Consider the following 14965-nt stretch of genomic DNA (forward strand, 5'->3'; position numbering starts at 1 on the left):
GTAGTGTGGGGATTCCCCATGTGAGAGTAGGTCATCGCCAAGCACCTATTTAGAGAAAACCCAGCTCATTGAGCTGGGTTTTTTCGTTTCTGCCCGAGGGAAACGTGCGTGTACGAATATTCTTCTCGAGTCCTGTAGGGCCCCCCTCGTCGTCATCGAAGGTGATTAGGGTGCCGGCAGCTTAAAAGCTGCCCTACATCCTACGGCCCAAACACCTCCAGGCTCAGCTCATAGCCTGTAGGTTGGCCATCGCTTGAGCGATGCCCAGCACTGCTCAACGATCCTAAGCGCTTCAATCTAAAGGCTGTTGGGCAACGCTGCGCGTTGGCCAACCTACAAAAGCTGCTGTGGATAAAACAAAGGTCGATTACAGGAGCGCCTCACAACAGACCAATCACTTTCCAAAATCTGTTAAACTGCGCGCTGCGGTGTGGGACAAAGGTTTATCTGTCACTGCATGACAATCGTCATTTACCTGTGTCGCATCTGTTGGCATTGTTTGTCTGGATCGACCTTTGATGTAACTGCTGATGTAGGAAGGTTAGTGTAAATGTATAGCGAAGAAGATATCCGTCGTCTCGCCTGGCAGAGCCGTCGGGGCATGCTGGAACTGGATGTACTGTTTGTTCCGTTTGTGAATGAGGCATTCCGTGATCTGCCTGAAGACGACCAGGAGCGGTTTGTAAATCTGCTGGCTTGTGAAGACCAAGACCTGTTTGTCTGGCTGATGGAACGTGAAGAGCCAACTGATCCGGATATCAAGCGCATCGTACGTATCATTCTGGACCGTGTTCAGCCCGATTGAGTTTAGCTTCAAACGCTCTCGCTCCCTAATTGTTCTTATATTGGGGAGCCACCTCCTTTCTCTGTATTGCCTCTACGTCGCAGCGCTCGACATTACCATCGCTTCCATCCTGTCTATCATCGTATTGGTGTCATTAGCCTGGTATCTCCATCGTTACGTGGATAGCATAAAAGGCATCACCGGCATGCGCTTCAACGGCGCGCGAAAACAGATCTCGGTAAAAGACGGTGGGGAATGGTGTGCGGTGAATAAGGTGGTGAGTGCAGTTGTTTTGCCTTACGCAGTCGTGTTGGGATTTCGCGTAGAGGGGCGTCGATTTACGCGCTACGTGGTTGTGTTCTTTGATGCGCTGAGTAGCGATGATTTTCGTCGCTTAAAGGTATTTGCCCTGCATGGGGCCTATGTGAAAGACCCCGACGCAGAGCAAGCGAGCTAGCTTATTTACTGGCGCCACTGAAAGTTAACGGGGGTGAGAATGGTATCGAGTGCTTCAGGCGCCTCGTCAGGGTAATCCAGGGTGTAGTTCAGACCACGGCTCTCCTGACGTAACATCGCAGAGCGGATGATCAGGTCTGCTACAACGGCAAGGTTACGCAGCTCCAACAGGTCTTTACCGATCTTGTAATTGCTGTAGTACTCGCTGATTTCCTGTAGCAGCAGGTCGACACGGTGTTTCGCGCGCTGCAGGCGTTTATTCGTACGCACGATACCAACGTAGTCCCACATAAAGCGACGTAGCTCATCCCAGTTGTGTGAGATGATAACGTCTTCGTCGGAGTCGGTTACCTGGCTTTCATCCCATTCGGGAATATGAACATCTTCTGCCGGTGTACGCAGTTCGTCAGCGATATGCTGAGATGCTGAACGCGCATATACCAGACATTCCAACAGCGAGTTGCTTGCCAGACGGTTTGCACCGTGCAGGCCGGTAAAGGCAGTTTCGCCGATGGCGTACAAGCCCGGCAGATCCGTCATCCCGGCTTCATCCGTCATTACACCACCGCAGGTGTAGTGGGCTGCGGGTACCACTGGGATCGGTTCCTTGGTGATATCGATCCCCAGTTTCATGCAACGCTTGTAGATGGTTGGGAAGTGGCTACGGATGAACTCTTCTGGTTTATGAGAAATATCCAGAAACAGGCAGTCCGCACCCAGGCGTTTCATCTCATGGTCGATGGCGCGCGCAACGATGTCACGTGGTGCCAGCTCGCCGCGGGAATCAAAACGGTGCATAAAGCGTTTGCCGTTTGGCAACAACAGCTTACCGCCTTCCCCCCGGACCGCTTCGGTAATCAGGAACGATTTAGCCTGTGGATGATACAGGCAGGTCGGATGGAACTGATTGAACTCCATGTTGGCGACGCGACAACCGGCACGCCAGGCCATAGCGATACCATCACCCGTTGAGCCGTCCGGATTGCTGGTGTAAAGGTATGTCTTGGAGGCCCCACCGGTTGCCAATACAACGGTCCGTGCGTTAAAGACTTCTACATGGCCGCTGGCGCAGTTCAATGCGTAGGCGCCGATGCATCGATTGCCGGGCAGACGCAGTTTGCTGCGGGTGACCAGATCGACAGCGGTGTAGTGTTCGAACAGGTCGATGTTATCCGTATTGATTGCTTTCTCAATCAGTGTGCGCTGCACGGCTTTACCGGTAGCATCGGCGGCATGAATAATACGGCGATGAGAGTGACCGCCTTCCTTGGTGAGGTGGTGTTCGCCGTCATTTTTGGTAAAAGGCACACCCTGGTTGATCAGCCACTCGATGCTCTCCTTGCCATGCTGGACAGTAAAATCGACTGCATCCTTATGGCTAAGCCAGGAGCCGGCGACCATGGTATCTTCGGCGTGTTTATCTTCACCATCCTGATCATCGAGTACAGCGGCAATGCCACCCTGAGCAAGCCAGGTGGAGCCGCTTTTCAGATCACCTTTGCTCAAAACCGCTACTTTGATCTCCGGGGCCAGATGCAGTGCAAGCGTTAACCCGGCAGCGCCGCTACCAATAATCAGTACATCGTAATGGTGAGTAATAGCCATTCCCGGAATAGTTCCTTCGTTGTATGTAACAGTTTGGTTTCAATTATGCCTGAATCTTTGATAATTGGGGATTTTCCGCCGATTTCAATTTTTTTAACGATAGCGGGAACTAACTTTTTCTGAGGTGTTCATAGAGTGTAGTTCGAGACGCTCGTAGGATATGAGGTTGCAATGAAGTAGTAGGTAAAAAATACTTTTAAGTGCAAGTAGCCCTGAGAACAGGCTACATTAAGCCTCATCCCAAGGAAAAAAATTAGCAAATAAAAGGACCGAGAGTGTCGAACGAAAGCCAGGCAGAATTAGATCAACAGCTTGTAGCCCGAGTGCAGGCCGGTGATAAAAGAGCTTTCGACCTATTGGTAAAAAAGTATCAGCACAAAATTGTTGGGCTGATCGGCCGATATGTATATGACCAGCATGAAGCGCTGGATGTCGCACAGGAAGCCTTCATCAAAGCTTACAGAGCTTTGCCGAAGTTTCGTGGTGACAGTGCGTTTTACACTTGGTTGTATCGCATCGCGATCAATACGGCGAAAAATCATCTGGTAGCCAAGGGACGACGTCCTCCCGATGTGGACGTTGATGTTGAAGACGCACATCACTTTGAAGGTGCAAATGATTTGAAGGACATTGAGAACCCTGAGAATCAGCTTTATCGTGATGAGCTTGAACGCGTCGTCAAAAAAGCACTGGATCGTCTGCCAGAGGATCTGCGCGTGGCGTTGACTCTGCGTGAGTTTGAGGGGCTCAGCTATGAGGACATCGCCAGCGTTATGGATTGCCCGGTTGGAACGGTGAGATCTCGCATCTTCCGTGCCCGTGAGGCAATTGATAAGGAGATCGTGCCATTAATGGCTAACTAGGTTATCGGGGTAGAGACTAGGAAAGTTTGAGGTAGGGTTTATGACTGATCGATCCATCGAATCAGTGTCCGCATTGATGGACGGTGAGGTGGCGGAGTTTGAATTACGTCGCTCGCTGGACAAAATCGCTGAGGATTCTGAAGCATCGGAGCGTTGGCGCAGATACCATGTCGCACGCTCGGTGATGAAAGGCGAAGCGGTTGCGGCTGTGGATATCGACATCAGCGGTTCGGTAATGTCCGCACTGGATGATGAAGAGCCACTCACAAATAGCGAAGTACCTGCATCTGAACAGAAAACCTCCAGAGCAAGTGAGATGTTCTGGAAACCACTCACCAGTATGGCTGTTGCAGCGTCTGTGACCGCAGTGGTTATTTTTGGTGCGCAGAATTTTGGTGGTGCGCCGGTGGCGTCGACACCAGCACCGGTATTGGCTGACAACCGTCCTGAGTACGTACTGCCAGGTGCGGTGAATTCCGGCAACTATGTGCGCGCTCAACTGGGTAACCGTGTAGCGCTGACCAGCAGTGGTGAGGCTACCGAGCCTGAGGTGATTCGGTTGTCTCAGGGCTTGTCCCGCTACATCAATCAGCACAATCACCTGCTTACTGCACAGCAGCCTGAGTGGAAAGCAGATTGGCTACCACAAGGTTTCAGCAATGTGCGTCACGAAGTGATGCCGGATGCGGAAGTGATGGTGTTCTCCAACGGACGTAACTCGTTCTCCGTATGTATCGAAACGCTCGGACGTGAGTCTGTGCCTCAGGGTGTGGCGCAGTCCGATGAAATGGTTGCTGTTGCCAAACGTATGGACAGCCACTTTGTGACTGTTGTTGGCGATGTGCCTTTGATGATTGCGGAGCGAATCGCTTCCTCTGTAACACCTAAGCGACTGTAAATTATGCTCGAAGAAACAGGGCGCGTAGTGGACGTCGATGATGATGGGGTCTGGGTAGAAACCATCAAGCAAAGTGCCTGCGCGTCATGTAGTGCCCGTAACGGATGTGGCCAGAAATTGCTGGCCTCCGTAGGCCAGGGTAAGCGCTCGGTAATCTGTGTGGATAATCCGAGCCACCTCCACGTTGCGGCTGAAGACAATGTTGTAATTGGTATCGGCGAGAATGCGTTTATGCGTATCTCGCTGCTTATCTATCTTCTTCCTTTGCTTGCACTGTTTTTGGGTGCTGCGATCGCCAGTACTCTGGGATTGAGTGAGCCTGCGGTCATCGGATCGGGTCTTGCAGGATTGGGGATCGGTTTGGTTATTGTTCGCTTTATCAGCCGTACCTACATGACATCATGCAAGTACCACCCGGTGCTGCTGAAAGTTATCTGACCCTACCTCGGCAATATTATTAGGAAAGGTTATTGTTATGGTGCATTCTGCTCGGATATTCCTTATTTCTGTTGTTGCGTTACTCTGGACAACACTGGCGAACGCCGCCAGCCTGCCTGACTTTAAAGAACTGGTAAAAGAAACTTCCCCCGCCGTGGTTAACATTAGTACGGTTCAGAGCGCGGGTGGTGGCGATGACCAGAACCCTCTTGGGCAGTTCCGTGGGCCGAACGGGGAAGAGATTCCAGAGATTTTCCGTCACTTCTTCCAGATGCCTGAGTTGGACAAGGGACCGCGCCGTCGATCCCCTCAATCGTTGGGCTCCGGATTTATCATCAGTGATGACGGTTACATCCTCACCAATCACCATGTCGTCGATGGCGCTGACAAGGTCATCGTACGTCTAAACGACCGACGTGAGCTGGAAGCGGAAGTGGTTGGTTCGGACAAGCGTGCTGACGTCGCGCTGCTTAAGATTGATGCGGAAGACCTGCCAACCGTTAAGCTGGGTGATTCCGACAAGATCGAAGTGGGCGAGTGGGTACTGGCGATCGGTTCACCGTTTGGTTTCGACTACAGCGTGACTGCGGGTATCGTCAGCGCCAAAGAACGTGCACTTGCAAACGAAACCTACGTGCCGTTTATCCAGACCGACGTAGCGATTAACCCGGGTAACTCCGGTGGCCCGCTGTTTAACCTGGACGGTGAAGTGGTGGGTGTGAACTCCCAAATCTACACCCGTTCCGGTGGTTTTATGGGATTGTCGTTTGCGATCCCGATCGATGTGGCGATGGAAGTGGCCAATCAACTGAAAGAGAAGGGGTTCGTGACCCGTGGTTGGTTGGGTGTGATCATTCAGGAGGTCAACAAGGATCTGGCTGAATCCTTCGGCTTGGACAAGCCAGCTGGTGCGCTGGTTGCCAAAGTTCTGCCGGACAGCCCGGCTCAGGATGCCGGTCTACAGGAAGGCGACGTGATCCTGAAGTTCAATAACGCACCGGTGATCCTGTCCTCGGATCTGCCTCATCAGGTAGGTCGTGTGAAGCCTGGCGCCAAGGCTAAGGTGAGCGTAATGCGCGCCGGTGAACGCCGCAATATTTGGGTGACGATTGGTGAGCTGCCTACTGAGAAAGAGCTCGCAAGCGCCGGTAGCACCAAGAAAGAGCGCGATCAGTCCAACCCGCTCAATCTGGTGGTCTCCGAGCTGGATGACAACCGTAAGAGCAAATGGAACCTGAACAATGGCGTAGTTGTCCGTCGTGTGATGCAGGGGCCGGGTGCGGACGCTGGTCTGATGGTGGGTGATGTGATCACCATGCTGAATCGGGAGCAGATTGGATCGGTTGCAGACTTTGAAGAAGCTGCCCGCAATCTGCCAAGTGACCGAGCCGTACCGATGCGCATAGTACGCCGCGGCAGCCCGCTCTTTATACCGCTGAAACTCAGCAGCAAATAAAGGGATCTGGTACTACGAAAAAGGGGGCGATTAGCCCCCTTTTGAGTTTGTGAAGAGTAATGGCCGCAATGCGGTAAATACGGTAAACTTGCCGCCTTTCAAGCGATTCTGAACAGCAATGGTAGCCAACACGTGAGCAACCTCGATCACATTCGAAATTTTTCCATCATCGCCCATATCGACCACGGTAAATCCACCCTGGCCGACCGTTTTATCCAGACCTGTGGAGGTCTGTCCGACCGTGAGATGGCCGCTCAGGTCCTCGACTCTATGGACCTGGAGCGTGAGCGCGGCATTACGATCAAAGCACAGAGCGTAACGCTGGATTACAAAGCGAAGGATGGAAAAACCTATCAGCTGAACTTCATCGATACCCCGGGACACGTGGACTTCTCCTATGAAGTATCTCGTTCTCTGGCGGCCTGTGAAGGTGCTCTGCTGGTTGTGGATGCGGCGCAGGGTGTGGAAGCACAGTCAGTTGCGAACTGCTACACAGCGATCGAACAGGGACTGGAAGTACTGCCGATCCTGAACAAGATGGATCTGCCACAGGCCGATCCTGATCGTGTACGCGTTGAAATTGAAGAAGTGATCGGTATCGATGCGACCGACGCAGTGGCCTGTTCCGCGAAAAGCGGTATGGGTGTCGAAGACGTGCTGGAAGCCCTGGTTGCAACCGTACCACCGCCAGAGGGTGACGTGGATGGTGACCTGCAGGCGCTGATCATCGACTCCTGGTTCGATAACTACCTGGGTGTTGTGTCTCTGGTCCGCGTGGTGCACGGCACCTTGCGCAAGAAAGACAAGATTCTGGTGAAATCCACTGGGCAGTCCTACAGTGTTGACTCCGTGGGTACGTTCACACCAAAACGTAACGAAACCGGCATCCTGAAAGCGGGTGAGGTAGGTTTCGTCGTAGCGGGCATTAAAGACATCCACGGTGCGCCGGTGGGTGATACCCTGACTCACAATAAAACCCCGGACGTTGACGTGCTGCCGGGTTTCCAGAAAGTGCAGCCACAGGTCTACGCCGGTCTGTTCCCAACCAGCTCCGACGACTACGAAGATTTCCGTGAAGCGCTCGACAAGCTGACGCTGAACGACGCCTCCCTGTTCTTCGAGCCGGAGACTTCTGATGCACTGGGTTTTGGTTTCCGCTGTGGCTTCCTGGGGATGTTGCACATGGAGATCATCCAGGAGCGTCTGGAACGTGAGTACAACCTGGATCTGGTGACCACCGCACCGACCGTAGTCTACGAGATTGCGCTGCAGAACGGCGATATCGTACACATTGATAGCCCCTCCAAACTGCCGGACCCGGGCTCTATTCAAGAGATGCGTGAGCCGATCGTAGAGGCCAACATCCTGGTGCCGCAGGACTACCTGGGACCGGTAATCAGCCTCTGTGTGGATAAACGTGGTATCCAGAAGAACATGCAGTACGTGGGTAACCAGATTCAGCTCAGCTACGAGCTGCCGATGGCAGAGGTGGTGCTGGATTTCTTCGACCGTCTGAAGTCCGTGAGCCGTGGTTATGCATCCCTGGAGTACAACTTTGTCCGCTTCGAACCAGCCAAGCTGGTACGTATGGATATTCTGATCAACGGTGACAAAGTGGACGCACTGGCTGTCATCCTGCACCGTGATAACGCACAGTACCGTGGCCGCCAGCTCTGTGAAAAGATGAAAGAGCTGATTCCACGTCAGATGTTTGATGTGGCTATTCAGGCCGCGCTGGGTGGTAAGATCATCGCCCGTACCACCGTAAAAGCCCTGCGTAAGAACGTACTGGCAAAATGTTACGGTGGTGACGTCAGCCGTAAGAAGAAACTGCTGGCGAAACAGAAGGAAGGTAAGAAGCGCATGAAGCAGGTGGGTAGTGTAGAGATCCCACAGGATGCGTTCCTTGCTGTGCTGAAAGTGGACAACTAAGGGTTTCTCATGCAATTCGATTTTGCGCTGCTGCTGGTGCTGGCCACAGCAATCTGTGGTGTCGTCTGGTTTTACGATAAAGCGGTACTGGCGCCGAAGCGTCGCGCATGCCTGGAGAGTGCGGAAGCTCAGGCAAGCGGGCCGCTGCCGGAAGAAGTGGTAGCCAAAATCAACCATGAGCCAGGTTGGGTGGATACCGGGCGTTCCATGTTCCCGGTCCTTTTTGTGGTACTGGTGCTGCGTTCGTTCCTGGTGGAGCCGTTCCAGATCCCGTCCGGATCCATGCTGCCTACCCTGCAGATCGGTGACTTTATTCTGGTCAACAAATACCACTACGGGATTCGACTGCCGGTCACCAATACCAAGGTGCTGGAGCTGAATAGCCCGCAGCGTGGTGATGTTGCCGTGTTCCGTTACCCGAAACAGCCGAACGTTAACTATATTAAAAGGGTTGTGGGCCTGCCGGGTGACCGCATCAAGTACGTCGACAAAGTCCTGTACGTAAATGGTGTCCCGCAGTCTCAGGAGTTGCTGGTCAAGCTGCCACCGTCCCGTCCAGAGCGTCTGGTGATGGAAGAAAACCTGGATGGCGTCCAGCATCAGATTTTCCGTGACGTTTACCGCAGAGGTATTGTTGGGGAGTGGGTAGTGCCAGAAGGACACTACTTCATGGTGGGTGATAACCGTGACAACAGCAACGACAGCCGCTACTGGGGCTTTGTCGCTGACGACCTGCTGGTCGGTAAAGCGTTTGCGGTTTGGATGCACTGGCCTACACTGTTCAGCATCCCTGATTTCGGGGACGCCCGACAGATTAAATAAACAAGGAGGATGGGATGAGTAAGATGCGTGACCGACAAACAGGTGCTTCTCTGCTCTCCATCATGATCATCCTGATCATTGGCGGTGTATTCTTTTCCGTAGGCTTTAAGCTGTATCCCGCGTATTTTGATTACAAGCTGGTTGATTCGGTGCTCACGGATGTCAGTACTGACCAGGGTGAACTCTCCAAACCGCTGATACGGCTGCGCCAGGATGTGCAGAAAAAATTCCGTATCAATCAGGTCAAACTGCCAGAAAAGGATTCACTGGTGATCCGGCAGGAGAGGGGCATCGTCTACTTCGACCTTGATTACGAAGTACGGGTGCCAATGTTCTTTAACGTAGACGCCGTTGTCTCGTTCAATAAGCAATACGAAGCTGTAAAACCTTGATCAAACCTATTACTGAATTGATGCGCAAGCTGGGCTATGAGTTTTCGGACGCCAGCTTGCTCGAACTTGCGCTGACCCACCGCAGCTGTGGCAAGCGCAACAACGAACGCCTGGAGTTCCTGGGCGACTCTATCCTTAACTTCGTTATCGCCGAAGACCTGTATGACCGCTTTCCGCAAGCCCGTGAAGGCGAGCTGAGCCGTTTGCGTGCCGGACAGGTAAAAGGTGAAACCCTGGCCGAAATTGCCCGTGAACTGGGCTTTGGTGACTATCTGCGTCTGGGCTCCGGTGAGCTGAAGAGCGGCGGCTTCCGCCGTGATTCCATCCTGGCCGATTCCGTAGAGGCGGTCATCGGTGCGATCTACCTGGACAGCGACATGGAAACCGTGCGCGGATTTATCCTGCGCTGGTACAGCGAGCGTCTGGAAAAGATCAACCTCAAGCAGAGCCAGAAAGACTCGAAAACACGTCTGCAGGAGTTCCTGCAGTCACGTCGTATTGCATTGCCGAAGTACGAACTGGTGAAAGTCGAGGGCGAAGCCCACGATCAGACCTTTTATATCCTCTGCCATGTGGAAATGCTGGAGGCGCCAACCCACGGTACTGGCAGCAGCCGCCGCCAGGCCGAGCAGGAAGCCGCACGGGCAGCCATTGAACAACTACAGGTGGAGAAGTCCTGATGGGCGAAGATCTTTCCTATCTGCTGGAACCGCAGAATCCTGACCAGCGTTGTGGCTTCGTTGCCATCGTCGGTCGCCCGAACATGGGCAAATCAACCCTGATGAACCACATTCTGGGTCAGAAACTGAGTATCACTTCGAAAAAGCCGCAGACCACCCGTCACCAGATTATGGGTATCAAGACTGAAGGTGATCTGCAGGTGATCTACGTCGACACCCCGGGATTACACAAAGACGACGGTAAAAAAGCGCTGAACCGCTACATGAACAAGGCCGCGTCCGACGCCCTGCGTGACGTGGACCTGGTGGTGTTCATGGTTGACCGTACCGCCTGGACCGAAGAGGACCAACTGGTGCTGGAGAAGCTGGAGCGTGCCCGTTGCCCGGTCATCCTGGTGGTAAACAAGATCGACAGCCTGAGTGATAAGAACTCTCTGTTGCCACATCTGCAGGCCCTGTCTGAGAAGATGGAGTTCGCGGAGATCATGCCGATGTCAGCTACCGACGGTCACAACGTTGAGCAGCTGGAGAAGATCATTGCATCCCACATGCCGAAGGGTATGCACTACTTCCCGGAAGATCAGGTGACCGACAAGAGCTCCCGCTTCCTGGCGGCTGAGCTGGTGCGTGAAAAGCTGATGCGCAACCTCGGTGATGAAGTGCCGTACGGTACCACCGTGGAGATCGAAGAGTTCAAATACGACGAGCAGAAGAAGCTGACCACCATCAGTGCACTGATCCTGGTGGAGCGTGATGGTCAGAAACGAATCGTTATCGGTGATAAGGGTAGCCGTCTGAAAACCATCGGCCGTGATGCCCGTCTGGATATGGAACGTGCCTTCGACAGCAAGATCATGCTCAACCTGTGGGTGAAAGTCCGTCGTGGTTGGGCTGACGACGAACGTGCCCTGCGCAGTCTCGGGTATAACGACAAAGATTGATGGAGTACGTCGTTGATGGTCAGGCCGCCTATGTGCTGCATGGACGGCCTTACCGCGATACCAGTCTGCTGGTCGATTTCTTTACCCTGGAACATGGCAAAGTCAGTGCTGTGGTCCGCGGCGCCAAACGCCCCAACTCTAAGTTACGTCCTGTTATTCAACCCTTTCTGCCGTTGCAGATCGGCTGGCGGGGCCGTCAGGATCTGAAGAACCTGACCCTGGCCGAGCCGGTGGACGCCAATCCGTTTTTGACCGGCAATGCCCTGATGTGTGGGCTCTATGTGAACGAGCTGCTGGAGCGTCTGCTGCAACCGCTGGATCCGCATCCCCACCTCTACGTCTATTATCAGTATGTGATCAACGAGCTGCGCAGTGGCGAGGATATCGAGGGTGCGTTGCGCACCTTTGAGCGTCGCCTGATGATGGAGCTGGGCCATGCACCGGATCTGACTGGCCTCGAGCCCGATGGGATCTACGTCTATGAACCAGGGCAGGGTGTGCAGCGTATTGCACAACCGACAGATCAGAATAGAATGCGGTGTTTCTATGGACGACATCTGCAGGCGATAGAGCAGGATAGCTACGATCAGCGGGTGGTCCGTCAGGCCGCCAAGCGTCTGATGCGCCTGCTGATCGACCAGTTGCTGGGTGATAAACCACTGCGCAGTCGCGAGTTGTTCCAGAAACGCTGATACCACCGGACACAAATAGGTCCGGGGCAACCAAATTAAGGAGTTCGCTGTGATTGAACCAAGCCGTCTGTTGCTGGGTGTAAATATCGACCATGTGGCTACGCTGCGTCAGGCGCGTGGCACCCGTTACCCGGATCCTGTGCAGGCTGCTGCGCTGGCAGAAGAGGCCGGTGCCGACGGTATTACCGTTCACCTGCGTGAAGACCGTCGTCACATCCAGGACCGCGACATCTATATGCTGGCGGAAACTCTGCAGACCCGCATGAACTTCGAGATGGCGGTGACCGATGAGATGATCAGCATCGCCGAGAAGGTTAAACCTGCGCACGCCTGCCTGGTACCGGAGAAGCGTGAAGAGCTGACCACTGAAGGTGGCCTGGACGTGGTGGGTCAGGAAGCGCGTATCAAGGAAGCCTGTGACCGCCTGAGTGCAGCGGGTGTGGAAGTGTCCCTGTTTATCGACCCGGAACCGGCCCAGATTGACGCGACGATCCGTTGTGGTGCCCCCGTGATCGAACTGCACACCGGTGGTTACGCTGATGCTGAAACCGCAGCCGAACAGGCAGAAGAGCTGAAACGTATCCGTGAAGCCGCAGCCTACGCCTTCCAGAAAGGTGTGATTGTGAATGCCGGTCATGGCCTTCATTACCACAATGTGGAACAGATCGCTGAGATTCCGGAACTGAACGAACTGAACATCGGCCACGGCATCATCGCCCGCGCTGTGTTTGTCGGTATGAAAGAAGCGATTGCTGAAATGCGCCGCCTGATGATGGAAACCCAGGCCCGCGTTCAGCCTTTGCGAGATGCGATCCGTAAATGATCTTTGGCATCGGCACGGACATTCTTCAGATCAGTCGGATCGAACGCTCTCTGGCACGCACCCCGCGCCTGCCGGAGCGAATCCTGACGCCGACTGAGCTGGAGAAATTCCGTGTCAGCCGCCAACCTACGGTTTTCCTGGCTAAGCGATTCGCTGCCAAGGAAGCTGCAGTCAAAGCGCTGGGCACCGGTATTGGTCGGGGCATCAGCTGGCAGCACTTTGAAACCAGTCACGATGACTGGGGCAAACCGTTGCTCACCCTCAACGGCGCCGCCCTGGAGCGCGCGCAGGAGCGTGGTATCGCCGCCATGCACCTCTCCTACAGCGACGAGCAGGAATACGTTGTGGCCTTTGTGGTCGCCGAGACCGCTTGATCCTGAGCAACTTGTGCTCAGTTCCTGAATGACCGTTTGATCCCCTGAACTACACTGAGAATAAGCGCCAGTGAGTATTTACTTGCCGGTAAGCAATGATTCAGTGGGGTACGTCATGAACACCATTCTTCTACCGGTGGATCTTTCCTCTAGTACCGGGTTGCTTTACGAAAAAGCCGTCAGCATGGCAAAAGCCTTTGCCAGCACTGTCTACCTGATCCATGTGGTCATCCCCAACGAAGATACCAGCAGCAAAGATAAGAAAGAGATGGGGCGGGAGTTTGCCGATGAATCTCAGGCCCTGAACCGCTTGGCGACCGGCCTTAGAGATGAAGGGATCGAAACCCATGCGTTACTGATGGAAGGCGTGGCGTCTAAGGTGATTCTGGAGGAGGCGAAGCGGCTGGGGGCTGACCTGATTATTTTGGGCAGTCACGGACACGGCGCACTGGTGGGCACCCTGATGGGGGATGTGAGCCAGGCGGTTACACGCGAGACATCCTGTCCGGTGTTGATTGTGCCGACGCGGAGTTAATAAGCAGCACCCGTTCACACCTTGTGCAGCAGGCGTGGTCACAGTTGGTCGCTTTCTATAGGGCCACCTGGGTATCGGCGTGCACTTTTCTTGTGCTTTACAGGCGTCAAAGGTATTATCCCGACTTGTCTTGTAGGGTATATAAAACCCGTTTTTTAGTTGTTTTAATTATATTCTTGTAACCCCCGGGTGAATTTATGAGCGTGGAATTTCCGACCATTGAAGATTATGTCGGCCAGACACCACTGGTACGCCTGCAGCGTATCGGCCAGGGACGGGGCAACACCATCCTTTGTAAGCTGGAGGGCAACAATCCTGCCGGTTCCGTAAAGGACCGTCCGGCGCTCAGCATGATCCAGCTGGCGGAAGAGCGCGGTAAGATCGAGCCGGGTGACACGCTGATCGAAGCAACCTCCGGTAACACCGGTATTGCGCTGGCGATGGCGGCGGCAATCAAAGGTTACAAGATGATCCTGATCATGCCGGACAACAGCAGTGCCGAGCGCAAAGCGTCTATGACTGCGTATGGTGCCGAGCTGATCACCGTGACCAAGGAAGAGGGCATGGAAGGCGCCCGTGACCTGGCACACCAGATGCAGGAAGAGGGTAAAGGCAAGGTGCTGGACCAGTTCGCCAATCTGGACAACCCGGAAGCACACTACCGTGGCACCGGCCCGGAGATCTGGCAGCAGACCCAGGGCACCGTTACCCACTTCGTCAGCTCCATGGGCACAACCGGTACCATCATGGGCACCTCCCGTTTCCTGAAAGAGCAAAACAGCGACGTACAGATCGTCGGTCTGCAGCCGTGTGAAGGTGCGCAGATTCCGGGTATCCGCCGCTGGCCGCAGGAGTACCTGCCAAAAATCTTTGACGCCTCCCGTGTGGATCAGGTGATCGATATCAATCAGCAGGAAGCGGAAGACACCATGCGTGCCCTGGCACGTGAAGAGGGGATTTTCTGTGGCGTTTCCTCCGGTGGCGCTGTGGCGGGTGCATTGCGTCTGGCCGAGCAGGTTGAAAATGCAGTAATCGTCTGCATTATCTGTGACCGAGGCGATCGCTACCTTTCAACCGGTGTTTTTAACGCGGAATAACGCACAAAACATCAGTGAGAAAGGGAGCCTTGGGCTCACTGCTGTCCCATAGTTTTTGATCATAAAGGGATCCTCAGTTGAGGATCCCTTTTTTGCTTATCTGGTGGCTCTGGATTTAATAGCTCAACCAGTGGTTTTCGCTCAAATAAACTCACCTGAAGTACCCGCATGATGCGT

Annotated in this window: 17 protein-coding genes; 16 read left to right on the forward strand and 1 reads right to left on the reverse strand. The window is 54.0% G+C overall.

Going from position 1 to position 14965, the window contains the following annotated elements; all coding sequences use genetic code 11:
• The first annotated feature begins 550 nt into the window (after positions 1 to 550).
• Together ACEQ15_RS00965 and ACEQ15_RS00970 are read left to right on the forward strand one after the other, a co-directional pair.
• Complete coding sequence (locus ACEQ15_RS00965; protein WP_370277096.1) at positions 551 to 805, forward strand: succinate dehydrogenase assembly factor 2; 255 nt, start codon at positions 551 to 553, stop codon at positions 803 to 805.
• The gene (locus ACEQ15_RS00970) at positions 789 to 1241 is read left to right on the forward strand and encodes a protein YgfX (RefSeq protein ID WP_370277097.1); all 453 of its coding nucleotides are present in this window, start codon (positions 789 to 791) and stop codon (positions 1239 to 1241) included. Before ACEQ15_RS00965 ends, ACEQ15_RS00970 begins: the two co-directional genes overlap by 17 nt.
• A 5-nt stretch (positions 1242 to 1246) precedes the next feature.
• Here the strand turns inward: ACEQ15_RS00970 and nadB are convergent, their stop codons facing one another.
• The gene (gene nadB, locus ACEQ15_RS00975) at positions 1247 to 2845 is read right to left on the reverse strand and encodes an L-aspartate oxidase (RefSeq protein WP_370277098.1); all 1599 of its coding nucleotides are present in this window, start codon (positions 2843 to 2845) and stop codon (positions 1247 to 1249) included.
• 275 nt (positions 2846 to 3120) lie between these two features.
• Between nadB and rpoE the strand changes: the two genes are divergently transcribed.
• From rpoE to cysM, 14 genes are all read left to right on the forward strand, one after another.
• Positions 3121 to 3708 carry an RNA polymerase sigma factor RpoE gene (gene rpoE, locus ACEQ15_RS00980; RefSeq protein ID WP_370277099.1) on the forward strand — a complete coding sequence of 196 codons (588 nt, stop codon included), beginning with the start codon at positions 3121 to 3123 and terminating at the stop codon, positions 3706 to 3708.
• A 40-nt stretch (positions 3709 to 3748) separates the two neighbouring features.
• On the forward strand, positions 3749 to 4606 hold the full coding sequence (locus tag ACEQ15_RS00985) for a MucB/RseB C-terminal domain-containing protein (protein WP_370277100.1): 858 nt from the start codon (positions 3749 to 3751) through the stop codon (positions 4604 to 4606).
• A gap of 3 nt (positions 4607 to 4609) precedes the next feature.
• On the forward strand, positions 4610 to 5044 hold the full coding sequence (locus tag ACEQ15_RS00990) for a SoxR reducing system RseC family protein (RefSeq protein WP_370277101.1): 435 nt from the start codon (positions 4610 to 4612) through the stop codon (positions 5042 to 5044).
• A 37-nt stretch (positions 5045 to 5081) separates the two neighbouring features.
• On the forward strand, positions 5082 to 6500 hold the full coding sequence (locus ACEQ15_RS00995) for a DegQ family serine endoprotease (RefSeq protein WP_370277102.1): 1419 nt from the start codon (positions 5082 to 5084) through the stop codon (positions 6498 to 6500).
• 132 nt (positions 6501 to 6632) lie between these two features.
• Entirely contained in the window at positions 6633 to 8432 is a 1800-nt protein-coding gene (lepA, locus tag ACEQ15_RS01000; RefSeq protein WP_370277104.1) for a translation elongation factor 4, read from the forward strand.
• Between the two features lie 9 nt (positions 8433 to 8441).
• Positions 8442 to 9254: a signal peptidase I gene (gene lepB / locus ACEQ15_RS01005; RefSeq protein ID WP_370277105.1), complete on the forward strand. Its 813-nt coding sequence runs from the start codon at positions 8442 to 8444 to the stop codon at positions 9252 to 9254.
• Positions 9255 to 9268: 14 nt separating this feature from the next.
• The gene (locus ACEQ15_RS01010) at positions 9269 to 9646 is read left to right on the forward strand and encodes a DUF4845 domain-containing protein (RefSeq protein ID WP_370277106.1); all 378 of its coding nucleotides are present in this window, start codon (positions 9269 to 9271) and stop codon (positions 9644 to 9646) included.
• Positions 9643 to 10326: a ribonuclease III gene (gene rnc, locus ACEQ15_RS01015; RefSeq protein WP_370277107.1), complete on the forward strand. Its 684-nt coding sequence runs from the start codon at positions 9643 to 9645 to the stop codon at positions 10324 to 10326. Before ACEQ15_RS01010 ends, rnc begins: the two co-directional genes overlap by 4 nt.
• The gene (gene era / locus ACEQ15_RS01020) at positions 10326 to 11267 is read left to right on the forward strand and encodes a GTPase Era (RefSeq protein WP_370277108.1); all 942 of its coding nucleotides are present in this window, start codon (positions 10326 to 10328) and stop codon (positions 11265 to 11267) included. The genes rnc and era overlap by 1 nt, the downstream gene beginning before the upstream one ends.
• A complete protein-coding gene (gene recO, locus ACEQ15_RS01025; protein ID WP_370277109.1) occupies positions 11267 to 11959 on the forward strand; it encodes a DNA repair protein RecO in 693 nt (230 codons plus the stop codon). Before era ends, recO begins: the two co-directional genes overlap by 1 nt.
• Before the next feature lie 49 nt (positions 11960 to 12008).
• Positions 12009 to 12782, forward strand: a complete 774-nt coding sequence (pdxJ, locus tag ACEQ15_RS01030) for a pyridoxine 5'-phosphate synthase (protein ID WP_370277110.1) — start codon at positions 12009 to 12011, stop codon at positions 12780 to 12782.
• On the forward strand, positions 12779 to 13156 hold the full coding sequence (gene acpS / locus ACEQ15_RS01035; protein WP_370277111.1) for a holo-ACP synthase: 378 nt from the start codon (positions 12779 to 12781) through the stop codon (positions 13154 to 13156). The genes pdxJ and acpS overlap by 4 nt, the downstream gene beginning before the upstream one ends.
• Positions 13157 to 13271: 115 nt before the next feature.
• Positions 13272 to 13691 carry a universal stress protein gene (locus tag ACEQ15_RS01040; RefSeq protein WP_370277112.1) on the forward strand — a complete coding sequence of 140 codons (420 nt, stop codon included), beginning with the start codon at positions 13272 to 13274 and terminating at the stop codon, positions 13689 to 13691.
• 197 nt (positions 13692 to 13888) lie between these two features.
• Positions 13889 to 14788, forward strand: a complete 900-nt coding sequence (cysM, locus tag ACEQ15_RS01045) for a cysteine synthase CysM (protein ID WP_370277113.1) — start codon at positions 13889 to 13891, stop codon at positions 14786 to 14788.
• Positions 14789 to 14965: the final 177 nt, after the last annotated feature.

Origin of the sequence: Pontibacterium sp. (assembly GCF_964228735.1) — a bacterium.
Lineage (GTDB): Bacteria > Pseudomonadota > Gammaproteobacteria > Pseudomonadales > Balneatricaceae > Pontibacterium.

What these genes read in the sequence shown, in the direction of transcription:
- ACEQ15_RS00990 (WP_370277101.1), top strand. Translation starts at nt 4,610, where the DNA reads ATGCTCGAAGAAACAGGGCGCGTAGTGGACGTCGATGATGATGGGGTC.
- cysM (WP_370277113.1), top strand. Translation starts at nt 13,889, where the DNA reads ATGAGCGTGGAATTTCCGACCATTGAAGATTATGTCGGCCAGACACCA.
- lepB (WP_370277105.1), top strand. Translation starts at nt 8,442, where the DNA reads ATGCAATTCGATTTTGCGCTGCTGCTGGTGCTGGCCACAGCAATCTGT.
- ACEQ15_RS00965 (WP_370277096.1), top strand. Translation starts at nt 551, where the DNA reads ATGTATAGCGAAGAAGATATCCGTCGTCTCGCCTGGCAGAGCCGTCGG.
- ACEQ15_RS00985 (WP_370277100.1), top strand. Translation starts at nt 3,749, where the DNA reads ATGACTGATCGATCCATCGAATCAGTGTCCGCATTGATGGACGGTGAG.
- era (WP_370277108.1), top strand. Translation starts at nt 10,326, where the DNA reads ATGGGCGAAGATCTTTCCTATCTGCTGGAACCGCAGAATCCTGACCAG.
- ACEQ15_RS00995 (WP_370277102.1), top strand. Translation starts at nt 5,082, where the DNA reads ATGGTGCATTCTGCTCGGATATTCCTTATTTCTGTTGTTGCGTTACTC.
- nadB (WP_370277098.1), bottom strand. Translation starts at nt 2,845, where the DNA reads ATGGCTATTACTCACCATTACGATGTACTGATTATTGGTAGCGGCGCT.
- ACEQ15_RS01040 (WP_370277112.1), top strand. Translation starts at nt 13,272, where the DNA reads ATGAACACCATTCTTCTACCGGTGGATCTTTCCTCTAGTACCGGGTTG.
- acpS (WP_370277111.1), top strand. Translation starts at nt 12,779, where the DNA reads ATGATCTTTGGCATCGGCACGGACATTCTTCAGATCAGTCGGATCGAA.
- ACEQ15_RS01010 (WP_370277106.1), top strand. Translation starts at nt 9,269, where the DNA reads ATGAGTAAGATGCGTGACCGACAAACAGGTGCTTCTCTGCTCTCCATC.
- recO (WP_370277109.1), top strand. Translation starts at nt 11,267, where the DNA reads ATGGAGTACGTCGTTGATGGTCAGGCCGCCTATGTGCTGCATGGACGG.